The sequence below is a fragment of the Limosilactobacillus gastricus DSM 16045 genome (assembly GCF_001434365.1).
In the GTDB taxonomy this organism is placed as follows: Bacteria; Bacillota; Bacilli; order Lactobacillales; family Lactobacillaceae; genus Limosilactobacillus; species Limosilactobacillus gastricus.
In genome coordinates this window covers 56,692-70,903 of the sequence record NZ_AZFN01000002.1, presented here as the reverse complement: position 1 = coordinate 70,903, position 14,212 = coordinate 56,692, and the positions used below count along the sequence as shown (strand labels likewise).

General features: G+C 44.2%; 9 protein-coding genes. 5 read left to right on the top strand and 4 right to left on the bottom strand.

Going from position 1 to position 14,212, the window contains the following annotated elements:
- Positions 1-35: 35 nt before the first annotated feature.
- The 3 genes from thiI to FC60_RS00995 all read right to left on the bottom strand — a co-directional run bounded on the left by thiI (position 36) and on the right by FC60_RS00995 (position 4,219).
- Positions 36-1,262 (bottom strand): tRNA uracil 4-sulfurtransferase ThiI, encoded by a 1,227-nt coding sequence (thiI, locus tag FC60_RS01005; RefSeq protein WP_056936657.1) that lies wholly within the window; start codon positions 1,260-1,262, stop codon positions 36-38.
- Positions 1,263-1,276: 14 nt separating this feature from the next.
- Positions 1,277-2,422 (bottom strand): cysteine desulfurase family protein, encoded by a 1,146-nt coding sequence (locus tag FC60_RS01000; RefSeq protein WP_056936656.1) that lies wholly within the window; start codon positions 2,420-2,422, stop codon positions 1,277-1,279.
- Positions 2,423-2,515: 93 nt separating this feature from the next.
- Positions 2,516-4,219: a septation ring formation regulator EzrA gene (locus FC60_RS00995; RefSeq protein ID WP_056936655.1), complete on the bottom strand. Its 1,704-nt coding sequence runs from the start codon at positions 4,217-4,219 to the stop codon at positions 2,516-2,518.
- A gap of 333 nt (positions 4,220-4,552) precedes the next feature.
- Between FC60_RS00995 and rpsD the strand changes: the two genes are divergently transcribed.
- The 4 genes from rpsD (at position 4,553) to FC60_RS00975 (ending at position 7,656) form a co-directional block, all read left to right on the top strand.
- Entirely contained in the window at positions 4,553-5,158 is a 606-nt protein-coding gene (gene rpsD / locus FC60_RS00990) for a 30S ribosomal protein S4 (RefSeq protein ID WP_056936654.1), read from the top strand.
- A 99-nt stretch (positions 5,159-5,257) separates the two neighbouring features.
- Positions 5,258-6,532, top strand: coding sequence for a replication-associated recombination protein A (locus tag FC60_RS00985; RefSeq protein WP_056936653.1), 1,275 nt, complete (start codon positions 5,258-5,260; stop codon positions 6,530-6,532).
- Between the two features lie 296 nt (positions 6,533-6,828).
- Positions 6,829-7,113 (top strand): hypothetical protein, encoded by a 285-nt coding sequence (locus FC60_RS00980; RefSeq protein WP_056936652.1) that lies wholly within the window; start codon positions 6,829-6,831, stop codon positions 7,111-7,113.
- A gap of 63 nt (positions 7,114-7,176) precedes the next feature.
- On the top strand, positions 7,177-7,656 hold the full coding sequence (locus FC60_RS00975; RefSeq protein WP_007122852.1) for a universal stress protein: 480 nt from the start codon (positions 7,177-7,179) through the stop codon (positions 7,654-7,656).
- A 101-nt stretch (positions 7,657-7,757) separates the two neighbouring features.
- Here the strand turns inward: FC60_RS00975 and FC60_RS00970 are convergent, their stop codons facing one another.
- Positions 7,758-13,016, bottom strand: coding sequence for a Rib/alpha-like domain-containing protein (locus tag FC60_RS00970; protein ID WP_056936651.1), 5,259 nt, complete (start codon positions 13,014-13,016; stop codon positions 7,758-7,760).
- A 272-nt stretch (positions 13,017-13,288) separates the two neighbouring features.
- Here FC60_RS00970 and FC60_RS00965 point away from each other — a divergent pair, with 272 nt between their 5' ends.
- Positions 13,289-14,176 (top strand): DMT family transporter, encoded by an 888-nt coding sequence (locus tag FC60_RS00965; RefSeq protein ID WP_056936650.1) that lies wholly within the window; start codon positions 13,289-13,291, stop codon positions 14,174-14,176.
- The last annotated feature ends 36 nt before the right edge of the window (positions 14,177-14,212 follow it).

The window sequence follows — 14,212 nt, the reverse complement described above, 5'->3', positions numbered from 1 at the left end:
TTCTATATCAGAACCGGGTCTATTTGTCTAAAATCTTACAACAATTCCGCAAAAACATCTTGATTAGCATTCAAGAAGTCGTCACCCGGATGGATCTCAGTAATTTTAATTCCTGCTAAAGCCCGTTCCATTAAGCCATCCACGTCTAATTGTTGTTCATAATAGCGCGTTTTTTCAAGATTAGGCTTCGTCTTAGGCGAAGGTGGTGTAAAGACCGTACAACAATCTTCATATGGCAAAATTGACAAATCATATGTATCAATCTGTTCAGCAATCTTAATAATCTCGGTCTTATCGTAGGACAAGACCGGCCTTAAGACCGGAAAAGATGTGACGTCATTAATTGCGACCATGCTATTCATGGTTTGCGAGGCCACTTGTCCTAATGATTCCCCATTAAATACCGCAAGACCATGACGTTGCTTTGCAATCGCCGTTGCCAAGCGCAACATAAACCGTCGTTGAATGGTCATTAAGAATCCTTCTGGCGATTGTTCCTTGACCGTCTCTTGAATCTCTGTGAACGGCACCTGAATAAACTTAATTTGACCACTATATTGGGCTAATTTAGCTGTTAATTGCTTAGATTTAGCTAAGGCTTGTTCACTTGTATAGGGTGGACTATAAAAATGAACCATCTCGAGGGAAACTCCCCGTTTCATTGCCAGATAAGCGGCCACTGGTGAGTCGATTCCTCCCGACAGCATCATCATCCCTTTTCCAGCCGTGCCAACCGGTAAACCGCCTGCACCCGGAATAATTTCGCTCGTTAAGAAAATTCCATTTAAACGAACATCTACCCAAATCGTGATATCTGGATGATGGACATCGACCGTTAGTTGTCCATCAAAGGCCTTGAGTAAGGCTCCGCCTAATTGGCGGTTCATTTGAAAGGTGTCTAACTCAAATTGATGATCTTGTCGCTTGGTCTCCACTTTAAAAGTTTTTTTCTCGCCATCACTCAGCTGCTCATTCATCATGGCTATCGCTGCCTGGGCAACCGCCGCGAAATCTTTTGTAACCTTTAAGGAAGGGGAAAAAGATTGAATCCCAAATACCTTTGCCAGTCGCTCCATGACTAGGTCACTATCAGCACCATTTAAAATAATATGGAGCCGGTCAGGTCGAGCATGGACCTTGACCTGATCAATCCCATGTAAGGCCCGACGGACATTTTCTCCTAACCGATCGGTAAAGGTCTTTTTATTACGTCCTTTGGTCGATAATTCTCCATATCGCACCATAATTTCATCGTACTTCACTTAGCTATCCTCAATTAGTTAATAATTTTTGCAAACCCAGCATAAAGTTCATCAAAAACGCGGTTAAATTCTTCAGCATCCGCCATCGTATTTTGATCGCCTAAACTAACTCGCACCGCACTTTCAGCCGCATGTGGAGCAACTCCCATCGCTGAAAGGGTACTAGTTTCTGTTTTCTTTGATGAACAAGCACTAGTCGTTGAGATATAAATATCGTGTTCTTCAAAGGCATGGACCACGGTTTCCCCGCGCACCCCAACAATGGCGAAGCATAAAATATGGGGAGCAAAACCAGCATCATTGCCTGAAAAAACTTGGACATGTTCAAATTGACTCACATGATCAATAATCGCTTGTTTGATTTCACGCTCCCGTTTGACGGTATCGTCTTCTCGTTCCTTGGCAAGGCGAATAGCCCGCGACATGGCCACATCACCCGGCGTATTTTCGGTACCACTCCGCAGATTTTGTTCTTGACCGCCCCCATTAATTAATGGAACAATTTGCCGGCCGGCTTTAGCGTAAACAAAGCCCGTTCCCCGTGGAGCATGATATTTATGTCCCGAAAAGACCACAAAGTCAACGCGATCACTAAACCATTGATCATCCATCCCTTTAGCAATTGCTTGAACGGCATCAACCATAAAGTGGATTTTAGGGTAATCTTGAAGAATTTCTCCGATTTCTTGAATCGGTTGGACCGTACCGATCTCATTATTAACCGCCATAATCGATACTAAAATCGTGTCTGGTCGAAGGGCCGCTTTCAAATCGGCTGGATTAACACGTCCCTGCTTGTCAACCGGCAGATAGGTTACTTCATACCCCAAATCTTCTAATTGGTGCATAGCGTTACGCACCGCTGCGTGTTCTACCGAAGAGGTGATGATGTGCCGACCTAATTCTCGCTTGGCTAAGGCGGTCCCCTTAATTACCCAGTTATCACCTTCGGATCCACCACTGGTGAAGATAATTTCGCCGGGTAAAACGCCAAATAATTCGGCAATTTGTTGACGAGCTTGAAAAAGCAGTTTACTAGCAACCTCTCCTAATTGATGGAGGCTAGAAGGGTTTCCCCAAATTTGTTCACTGACTTTGGTGTAACTCTCGAGAACCTCTGGAGAGACCTTAGTAGTTGCACTATTATCAAAATAGATCATGATCGATTCCTTTCCATATTTCTTATTTCGTCATTATACCAAAGGTTGTCTGACATTTATAATAAAAGGCCGCCATTTCTGACGACCATTAAATTATCGTTTACCAACTTCACGGTAATAACTATCTTCAATTTGCTTAAATACGCCTGGTTCGATATTTTCAACGGCAGCGCCGATTGTTTCAAGTGCCCGTGAATATTCGAATTCACTAAATAATTGTTGAGAACGATTGATGGCATCATCCAATTCTGGGTGTTGCATGCTCAACCGTTGGGCATATTGGATCACCCGTTCCGTGAGCGTGGCACTATCGCGAATACTATCCGTCTTTTCATGCAACTTTTCAAAATCATCTTGGAGTACCAACATCTTCTTGGTGATTTCATCCATATTGATTTGTTGCTTATTCATGTCTTTGGATAATTGACTTAGCTCATCACTAACCAGGAAGAAGAAGTCCATATAATCCATCGGGATGCCCGGTAAATTTAATGATTCAACGTGACGCTTAGTGGCCCGTAAGTCAGCCACAAAACGTTGGACAGCATCGCGAGCTAATTTCTCATCATTTTGGAGTTCTGCCACACTATCATTAATTTCCGTTTGTTGCTCTTCCACTGCAGTCATCGCCTTCTCACCAGCTTGTAAGTTAGCAAGAATCTGACTGTCAATGGCCGTCTTAGCTTCTAACCGCTTTTGATCAGCATTAAAGTCAGCTTCAATTTGCTTTAATTGCTCATCTAATTGACGAGCCGTAGCAATCTCATCGTTATTCAAAGTATAAGAAATACTCAAGCGATCTAACTCATTGGTTAACAAGCGATTTTGATTTTTGGCATGGGTGAGGTGTTCAGCGAACGGAATTAACATTTGTTGAACTTTAGGCCGGGCATCAATCTCTTGTTCCATCACATCGTATAATCGATCAATTTCACTGGCCATACCTTCATTAGTTTCTTTAACTTGAGTTAAATCTAAGTCCGCAACCCGTTCCAAGGTGGCTTGGCGTTTCACTTCTAAGGCTTCAACTAAATGATCAATATCGGGTTCAGTAAAGTGGTAGTTTTCTGAAATTAAATGCCCATAGCCTTGTTTTAATTCAGCTAATTGATCTGGGAATTCTTGGAGCAGTGGCTGACATAACTCGGGAATTTGTTCCACTAATTCCTCAAAGTCAGCCGTCCCATTTTTAACATCCGTTAATACTTCAGCGGCTGCTTCCCGATCACCATCATCAGCGATTTCACAGAACTTATTGAACCGCGCTTCTAAATCTGTTAACCGTTCATTTAACTTGGTAACACTATCGCCATACTTATAGGCTTGTTCATCCAGTTCTTTATGATACTTTCTGAACCAAGTCCGTAATTGGTCACTCGCTTGATTTTGCGCCTCGATTTCATCATCAAAGGCCTTCACTTCTAATTGAATTGAGTCGAGTAATTCCTTGGCATCATCAACGGCGTCTTGCAATTCTTTAACTCGACCACCCATTGAAAGAGCAGCAGTTCCATGGAAATCTTCTTCGATTTCGTCAGCGATTTCAACGGCTTCCGCGACAGCTGGCATTGCCTTTTCATCATACTTGGTCCGCAACTCCGTAAATTTCTTAAGCGTTTCGCCCGAAAAATCAGTAACATTTTCGTCACTTAACCGAGCTTCCAAATCATAATTTTCAATGACATTGATTTGGTCACGCAAGGCATTTACTTTTTTGAGTAGATTCCGTTGGTAAAGATACATTGCACATACGACAACAATCGCAATGACAATGATCCCAATCAATACTTGTAACATAACTTACCTCACCTATTACTTTGTTTGACGCATGATGCGCATTCTTTATTAACAATTTTTAATTATATCATAAGATCACTGTTCTTGAATGCTAATCGGTAAGTTTATTTGGAATATTATCGGACTTTTCCTTGACCCTTAATTATGATCCGGTGTATGATATTCCTTGTGTAAAATAATGCAGCAGCAAGAAGCAAGCTCGTCAACAGACTAATGCCATCTGGTGTTTCTAGTAACCTCGCTGCAATGGTGAACGATCTGATTAGGCTGCACGAATGTTAATCTTGCATCGGATTATTTTACTCCAAAACATTTTCTTGGAGGAATTTATTTATGTCACGTTATACAGGTCCAAGTTGGCGGATTTCTCGTCGTCTTGGTGTTTCACTTTCTGGTACTGGTAAGGAATTAGCACGGCGTCCTTACGCTCCTGGTGATCATGGTAATGATCGTCGGGGTAAGCTTTCTGAATACGGTACACAATTACGTGAAAAGCAAAAGCTTCGTTACATGTATGGTTTAACGGAACGTCAATTTAGCAACCTATTCGTTAAGGCTGGTAAGATTAAGGAAGGTACTCACGGTACTAACTTTATGGTTCTTTTGGAACGCCGTCTAGACAACATGGTTTACCGCTTAGGTTTAGCTACGACGCGTCGTCAAGCTCGTCAATTAGTTAACCATGGTCACATCACAGTTGATGGCAAGCGGGTTGACATTCCTTCATACGAAGTTAAGGTTGGTCAAGTGATTGCCGTTCGTGAAAAGTCAAAGAATCTTGACATTATCAAGAACGCCGTTGAAGCCGTTGTTGCACGTCCATCATATGTTGAATTTGATGCTGACAAGCTTGAAGGTCATTTAACTCGCCTTCCACAACGTGAAGACATGAATGCTGACATTGACGAAGCCTTAATCGTTGAATTCTACAACAAGTAAGCTTCACTTTATGCCAGTTCGAGGAGTCCTCTTGGGCTCCTTTTTTGTTACAATCTATGATGATATCCTCTTGCATAATAAATTGGGAAAGGAGTTACTATGGAACCATTAGCTTATCGGATGCGGCCCCAATCACTAGCTGAAATCGTTGGTCAACAACATCTCGTAGGTCAGGATAAAATTATTTGGCGAATGGTCAAGGCCAAAATGCTCTCATCCATGATCCTATACGGTCCACCCGGAACCGGCAAGACGAGCATTGCAAGCGCCATTGCCGGATCAACTAAGTATGCTTTTCGAACCTTAAATGCGGCAACTGACTCGAAAAAAGACCTGCAGATTGTGGCTGAAGAAGCCAAAATGAGTGGTACCGTCATCTTATTATTAGACGAAATCCATCGTCTCGACAAAAGTAAGCAAGATTTCTTACTACCTCATTTAGAAAGTGGTCGGATTATTCTAATTGGTGCCACCACCGAAAACCCCTATATTTCGATTAATCCCGCCATTCGCAGCCGAACGCAAATTTTTGAGGTCAAACCATTGACCATCAATGAAATTGGAATAGCAATTGACCGTGCAATGACCGATCCTCAACGGGGGCTAGGACAAATGAATTTGTCACTTGACGACAACGCTCGGAGGCAACTAATTTCATCTACTAACGGTGATTTAAGGAGTGCTTTAAATGGCTTAGAACTAGCTGCCAAATCTACCGCACCTGGGTCAGATGGGGTAATTCACTTAACATTACCAGTCATCGAAGAAAGTATTCAAAAGAAGTCCATCAGTTTAGATAAGAATGGTGATGGACATTATGATGTGATTTCCGCTTTTCAAAAATCGATTCGGGGTAGCGATACTGATGCGGCCCTCCATTATTTAGGCCGCTTAATCGAGGGTGGCGATCTGCCGATCATCGCCCGCCGCTTGATGGTGATCGCCTATGAAGACATCGGTTTAGCTAACCCGCCTGCTGCGGCACGGGTCGTCACGGCCGTTCAAGCTGCCGAAAAACTTGGCTTCCCAGAAGCGCGAATTCCACTTGCTAATGCGGTGATTGAACTTTGTCTATCTCCAAAATCCAATTCCGCCATCAGTGCAATTGATAAAGCCATCACGCGCATCCGCCAAGGTAATACTGGTGATGTGCCTGATCATTTAAAAGACGCTCACTACCAAGGTGCGGAAAAACTAGGTCATGGCATTGACTATCTTTATCCCCACGATTATCCAGAAGATTGGGTTGCCCAACAATATCTTCCCGAGCCGATTAAAGATGATCAATATTATGAGCCAAAAACAAATGGCACTTATGAAAAGGCCTATTCAGACCAATATCGCCGGCTCTTAAAGGCTCAAGGGAAAGCTTGATAAAAAAACTACCATTTGGCAAAAACGTGGTAAAATGTAGGTAGAGGTTCTGTAGTGTACGCCTTATCCAAATATCAGGTTTGCCTTACAATCTTGTTACTTTGGGGTTTCTGTTGAAATTTGATGATGACATGCCTTTTCACTTGGTAGTCAAATGCAAATTCACTTAATCCCACCTGTCTTAAACGCAGGTCAACTCTGACGGATGATTAACGGCACCAACGGATACTTCTACATAATGAAGATATGGTCTGGGTACACAGCAATGTGTACCCAGATTTTTTTAAGGAGCTTGTATGTTAATTCAGATTCTGACTTTTATTTTCGCCCTGCTGATCTTGATTGAATCATTATATTATCTGACCCATCGTCAGAAATCCTTTTTAGGGTTCCCCTACCACCATCCCAAAGCACAAAATAAGTTGTGTTTATTTTGGGGAGTTGTCATGCTAATTTTAACCATCATCGTCGTCATTACCGCCTTCATTAATGACCCAGTGATTATCTTATGGACCCTGGCCGCTTGTTGTTTAATTGAAGTCGCCATGTCCTTTACAACGGTCTCATTACTCCTGAAGTGAGCGCTTTATTATCCCTTTAAAAGGTAGTAAAATATAGATATAAAGATAAGGGGGTAACCGAAAATGTCACAAGAATATAAACACATTTTGGTACCAGTTGATGGATCAAAAGAAGCGGAATTAGCTTTTAAAAAATCAGTTGCAGTTGCAAAACGGAACGGTGATGATACCGAACTTCAACTACTACACGTGGTTGATACGCGGGCTTTCCAAAACATCTCTAGTTTTGATAGTTCAATGGTGGAACAAGTTACCGATACGGCTAAGAAGACCTTAGATGATTATGTTGCTTACGCCAAGGAGCAAGGCGTTGCAAATGTTTCATACACCATCGAATATGGGGCACCTAAGACCTTGATCGCTAAGGAAGTTCCAGCTAAAATGCACGCAGATTTAATCATGATTGGTGCGACGGGGCTTAACGCAGTGGAACGAGTCGTAATTGGTTCTGTTACGGAATACGTTACCCGGACCGCCGTTTGTGACGTCTTGGTAGTTCGGACCGGTTTAGATAATGAACCGGTTGAAAATGCTAAGAAATAATATTAACTAACCAGAAGCTGGTGAAGCCATTTCCACCGGCTTTTTCTATACACAAAAACGACGACCGAAAATTCGATCGTCGTTTTTTAGTAATTATTTAATTACTTGTTTTCCTTCTTACGGAACTTAGCCAAGCCAAGCAAACCAACCATACTTGCTGCCATAAGACCAGCAATCGTAGTTACTTCACTTTGATCATTACCAGTTTGTGGTAATTGAGCTTTCGTTTCTTCCGTTGTTGCTGCACTAGCATTCGTTGCCGTAGAAGTAGTTGTTGTCAAGACTTGGTCATTGTCATTCCAAGTCGTTGTGACCGTGTTAGTTTGGTAATCAGTAATCGTAATAGTTACTTGAACTTCCGTTTGCGTACCATCTGGGAAGGTTACCACAACCGTGCCAGTAGTTTGACCCGTCTTGGATACGTCTGGCGTTTCCTTCCATTCGTACTTAGTCCCATCCGGCATCTCATCCTTGTTCTTGATGCCATCACTAGCATCTGGAACTTGGTTCTTAGGTGTCGTAATATCTTGACCTTCTGCAGTTGGGTTCGTCACATGAATCGTGACTGGAACCTCATCTTGAGAACCATCTGGGTAAGTTACTACGACTGTTGCTGGCTTATCACCAGTCGTCGTTACATCAGGCGTTTCCTTCCAAGTGTAGGTAGTGCCGTCTGGTAAGTCACCCTTGTTCTTGATCGCATCAGCCGCATCTGGCGTCTTACCAACTGTCGTGTTAACATCTTGGCCTTGTGGATCATTTGTTTCCGCTTGGCTCTTTTCAGTTGTTACCGTGACAGTCGTATGATCTTGTGAGCCATCTGGGTAAGTGACCGTAACTGGAATAGTTACTGTTCCAGATGTCTTACCATCTGGCAAGGTGGTTGGATCATCTACCGTTACCGTCGCGTTCTTAGCCACATCATCATCCGGGGTGATGGTAACTTGACTCGTCACATCTTCAGCGGTCGTTGGTTGACCGTATGGTTTCGTTAATTGACCACCTTGGGCGTCATGCGTATCAGCATCCGTCGTAACGTGGATCGTGACTGGAACTTCATCTTGCGATCCATCTGGGTAAGTAACAACTACTGTAGCCGTCTTGTCCCCTGGCGTGTTAGTGTCTGGCGTTTCTTTCCAGTCGTACTTAGTACCATCTGGCAAGTCACCCTTGTTAGAAATACTATCTTCCGCCTTTGGTGTATCACCTTGGTTAACAGTTTGATCTTGACCTTGTGGTTCGTACTTATCAGCGTCGGAAGTATCTGTAGTGACCTTCACTGTCGTATGATCTTGCGATCCATCTGGGTAAGTAACTGTGACTGGTACTTCAACGGTTCCTGGTGTCTTACCATCTGGTAAGGTCGTTGGATCATCTACCGTTACCGTCGCGTTCTTAGCCACATCATCATCCGGGGTGATGGTAACTTGACTCGTCACATCTTCAGCGGTCGTTGGTTGACCGTATGGTTTCGTTAATTGACCACCTTGGGCGTCATGCGTATCAGCATCCGTCGTAACGTGGATCGTGACTGGAACTTCATCTTGCGATCCATCTGGGTAAGTAACAACTACTGTAGCCGTCTTGTCCCCTGGCGTGTTAGTGTCTGGCGTTTCTTTCCAGTCGTACTTAGTACCATCTGGCAAGTCACCCTTGTTAGAAATACTATCTTCCGCCTTTGGTGTATCACCTTGGTTAACAGTTTGATCTTGACCTTGTGGTTCGTACTTATCAGCGTCGGAAGTATCTGTAGTGACCTTCACTGTCGTATGATCTTGCGATCCATCTGGGTAAGTAACTGTGACTGGTACTTCAACGGTTCCTGGTGTCTTACCATCTGGTAAGGTCGTTGGATCATCTACCGTTACCGTCGCGTTCTTAGCCACATCATCATCCGGTGTGATGGTAACTTGACTCGTCACATCTTCTGCCGTGGTTGCTTCCCCGTATGGCTTGTTGACTTCGCCACCTTGGGCATCGTGTGATTCAGCGTCCGTAACCGTTTGACCAGGTTCCTTCGTTGTTACCGAAACCGTGGTGTGGTCTTGCGATCCATCTGGGTAAGTAACCGTAACTGGAACTTCTACGGTTCCTGGCGTCTTACCATCTGGTAAGGTGGTTGGATCATCTACCGTAACCGTCGCATTCTTAGCTACATCATCATCTGGCGTGATCTTAACAGCGTTAGTAACATCATCAGCCGTCGTAGCTTCACCGTATGGCTTCGTTACATCACCACCTTGGGCTTCATGAGTTGCGGCTTCGTTATCCGTCACTGTGATCTTAGCATCAACCGTATCCGTAGAACCATCAGAGTAAGTAACCGTAACTGGTACCGTGTACTCACCAGGAGCTTGGTCAACTGATGGTGCAGCAGTTAAAGCACCGGTGGTTGGGTCAACGGTTACGAATGGAGCATTAGTATTGTCGACTGAGTAAGTAGCACCTTCTGGAGTCCCATTCGTGAAAGTTGGGTTAGTCGTTGCCGTTTGACCGGCTGGAACGGTCGTGTCAGCGTACGCTGGTTCGTTTGTATCAGCTTGAGTCTTGTTGTCAGCAGGCGTCTTAGTCCCAACCGACACAACTTCATTCACTGGATCAGTTTGGGTCGTCGTTGATGTTGGTGTCAATTCACCCGTAGTTGGATTAACCGTGTATGTCGTCGTGGTCGTCGTTGAGCCATTTTGACCTTCAGTAACCACTGTTTGTACCCCGGCGTCCTTAGTTGGGTCAGCCGTGTATGTCGTCGTGTATGGCACCGTCGTGGTCGTCACCTTATCTGGAGCTGGTACCACGGTAACAGTTGCATTAACCACTTCACTCGTGCCATCTGGGTATGTAACCGTTACTGGCACCGTGTAATCACCGGCAGTTGCACCATCATTGGCTGTAGCGGTGATTGCTCCTGTCGTTGGGTCAACCGTGACCGTTCCTGGGAAGCTAGTATCGCCAGCGGTGAAGGTAGTACCACTAGGTACCGTTACCGTATTACCATCCTTATCAGTAAAGGTTGGTGCTGGGAAGTCAACTGAGTCTCCCGCTTTAACGTACTTATGACCATCATTGTCATAAACTGGCGTGTAATCAGCTGCTTGGTTCGTCACGTGAACTGTAGCGGTCACTTGGTCAGTGGAACCATCTGCATAAGTAACGGTCACTGGTACTTCATAGTCGCCAGAAGCTTGATCAGCACTTGGCGTGTAAACGATTTCCCCAGTCGTTGGATCAAGAGTTGCCCAGGCTGAAGCAGATGAGCCGTTGGCATCAGTTGCTGAAGAAGTAAAGGTCGTCCCTTCTGGTAAGGTAACAGTATTACCTTCTTTATCAGTAAAAGTTGGAGTAACTGAAGCAGTTTGTCCAGCGGCCACTGTTTGGTCGGCATAGTTTGGTTCATACTTCTTAGCGTCCGTGGTCTTCACCATGAAGGAGTCAGCAGCTACCGTCACCGTCCCTTCAACTAAGGATGCGGTAAAGACAGTTCCTTCTGGGATGGCTTCATCGAAAGTATATGATTGGCCATCCGCCGTCGTAACCGTCTTCCCGTCAGCTGAAATAGTTAGGTTCGCTAAGGAACCATCATTAATGCTAGAAACTGGCACGCTTAATGAGAAGCTACTGTCATTAGAGGACGTCCATTTAATCGAGTCATCTAAAGCTGAGAGTTGTCCACTTCCTGAGGCAGAATAATCACTTAACTTAACGTTGGCCGTATCACCATAGGAAGCTGGATTATTAGTTGTATCATAGTTCGTGATATCAAGGTTCACAATCGTATTTGGTACCACTGCAAAGTTAACGTTGTACCAAGATGGTGAATTAAAGGCAGCCGCATTATAGGCCGGAACAATTTGAGGACTAAGCGATGAAGTCCCAGTTACATTTGGTGACCGGAAAAGGGTCGTGGTATATGGAGAATATGCGGTCACCACATTACCGTTCTTATCCATGACAAACATGTAAATGGCTTCATGTTGATTGGCCGCACTAGTGATGGCATCCGAAGAAAAGGCTAAAGAGTATTGACCATTTGAGTCGGTCGTCGTTTTAACGGTTTCTGCGATGTATTCGGGATGGGCTTCTAATAATTCTTTTGCAGCAGCAGCTTGCAAACTGTTATCTAACGATGATACTGAATTCTTGTATGCAGTCGCCCCTTCTTCGGTCAAGACAGATGCCACCACCGTGTAGCCACTAGCCGCACCATCACCCATGGCAGGATTATAGTTTGGACCAGTCCCAGAATTAGCTGCATTACCAGCCGTCGATTCTAACCAAACTCGTCCAGAGATGGAAAGCCCAGCTGAAGTGGTCCCATCGGTGGTCTTAGCACCAGTAACTGCCGGAGCACTTAAGGTCCCTTGATCATAGGTCTTCCACTGGTCAGCAGAAGTAGTCATGTATGAAACCCCATTGTCACCTTGGTTGGTAACCCCTTCTGGCAATTCGTACATGAAGACAGCCGTCCGTTGCATGTTCGTACCAGCCAATGGGAATTGACCTAGGTTCGATGTGGTAAATGAATTAACCCATGAGCCAGCGTAAAACCCACCAGCTTGCCGGAACATGGTCAAAGTATTTCCATCAGCCGCCTTAGTATCCACGACCCATAAACGGTAGTATTGACCAGCGGTGGCATTATAAACGTGCACCTTGCCGTTGGCATCGGTCCAGCCATCTTTAACGACATTTCCTTTAGAAGAGCTACTCAAATTAAAGGCATATAAACCAGCCCCACCTTGACCAGCTGAGGTCCCAATATTACTGTGGGTAGTTGCTACATAGATCGGTGAAATAGCCCCATCAGTATCCATCCATTGCATGTAGACCTTGGTCCCATCAGGAGCATCCGTCATCCCGTTGGACATCGTAGAGTAAGTCCCATAATCAGCGATGTAAACGTGTCCTGATAGGGTATGTGCAGCGTTGGTCAAATCCGTTTCGGAAGTGATGTAGCCTTGGTCAATCGCATCAGCAGAAATCGCTTGATCTAGATCGTTTGTAGCAACATCAGAGGATGCTGAAGACGTACTTGATGAGTCAGCGGCACTGGAAGCATCGTTCGCACTAGACGAAGTAGCTGCAGAAGTTGGCGTAACCGCAACTGCGCTCGTCGTAGTCGCTGAAGTCGCACTAGCACTGCTGGTTGACGCATCACTAGCAGGGGTCGCATCCGTCGTCGTTGATGTCGTATCAGTTGTATCGGCATGTGCGACGGTCCCGTTATGATTAACTACCCCGAAACCAAATCCAATCCCTAATAAGACAGAAGCTACCCCAATGTTTAACTTCCGTAACGAAAAACTGAAGTGAGTCCGATTCATTTTTTCGTCATATAGGTGATTGTTATTCTTAGAAACCATATCTGGCCCTCCTTTAATAAATTAATATAACAATTTATATAACTATTTTAACAATTATGATATATTTAGCAACATATTATTCGGTATTTATTCCGGAAACGGTTAAAATAATTTCATATTTATCTATTTATATGACGCTAAAATGCCGATAAATTAATGTTCTTTTAATAATTGGGTATGTGAACAAAAAAATTATCCCTTGATAATCTTTCAAATCCACGGCCATCAAAATTTGTTAGAATATTGCTAGAGCATCAAGGGAGGACATCACGATGTCAAAGCAACAGGCCAAACTCGGCTTAATTTGTGTGGCCCTATTATGGGGAATTTCGTACTTTTTGGATCAATTAGCAATTAATGCTGGTATGCATTCCAGTATGATTAATGCCTGGCGTGGAGGCTTATGCGCCCTTACCGGTCTAGTCATCTTTCATCGGCAACTCAAACACTTAACGGCCTATGACCTGCGCGTGGGACTTATTTCTGGGATCATCAGTTTTCTCGGTTATTATTTCCAAACTGATGCCCTACGCTATACGACGCCCGCCAAAAACGCCTTTATCACTTCTTTATACGTTATCATTGCTCCCTTTATTATTTGGGCCATCTGGCGTGAACGCCCCCAACGTAAAGAGTGGCTAGCGATGCTAATCGCGATCTTCGGTACGGCCTTTATTTCGGGCTTATCTTTGACAGATCTACATTTGCAAAGTGGTGATCTACTCTCTTTAATCGGAGCCATTTTTTGGGCCGGCCAATTAATTGTCTTTGGTCGTTACGCAGGTAAAGCTTCCAGTCCTTGGGTGGTGATCACCTTAATCGGTCTAGTGGAGTTTTTCGTAGGCACCATTTGTACCTGCCTATTTGAACGAGCTACCTTTCACCAAATCAACTGGCTGGCGGCCATTATTCCTTTAGCGATTTTAGCGATCGGGATTACTTTTATCGCCCAAGGTTTACAAATTATTAGCCAACGGCAGGTCGATCCCGCCACCGCTGGCTTAATCCTAATTACTGAATCACTTTTCGCGGGTATCTTTTCCGTTCTATTCGGCTTTGACAAACTCACTAGCCATTTAATCATCGGCGGAAGCTTGTTAATCTTGGCCAACATCGTGATGCAACTGGATCTGGTTCACTTACGAAAAATAAAACATTAATTATTTAGCAGAAATTAAATAGGATCATGATAAACT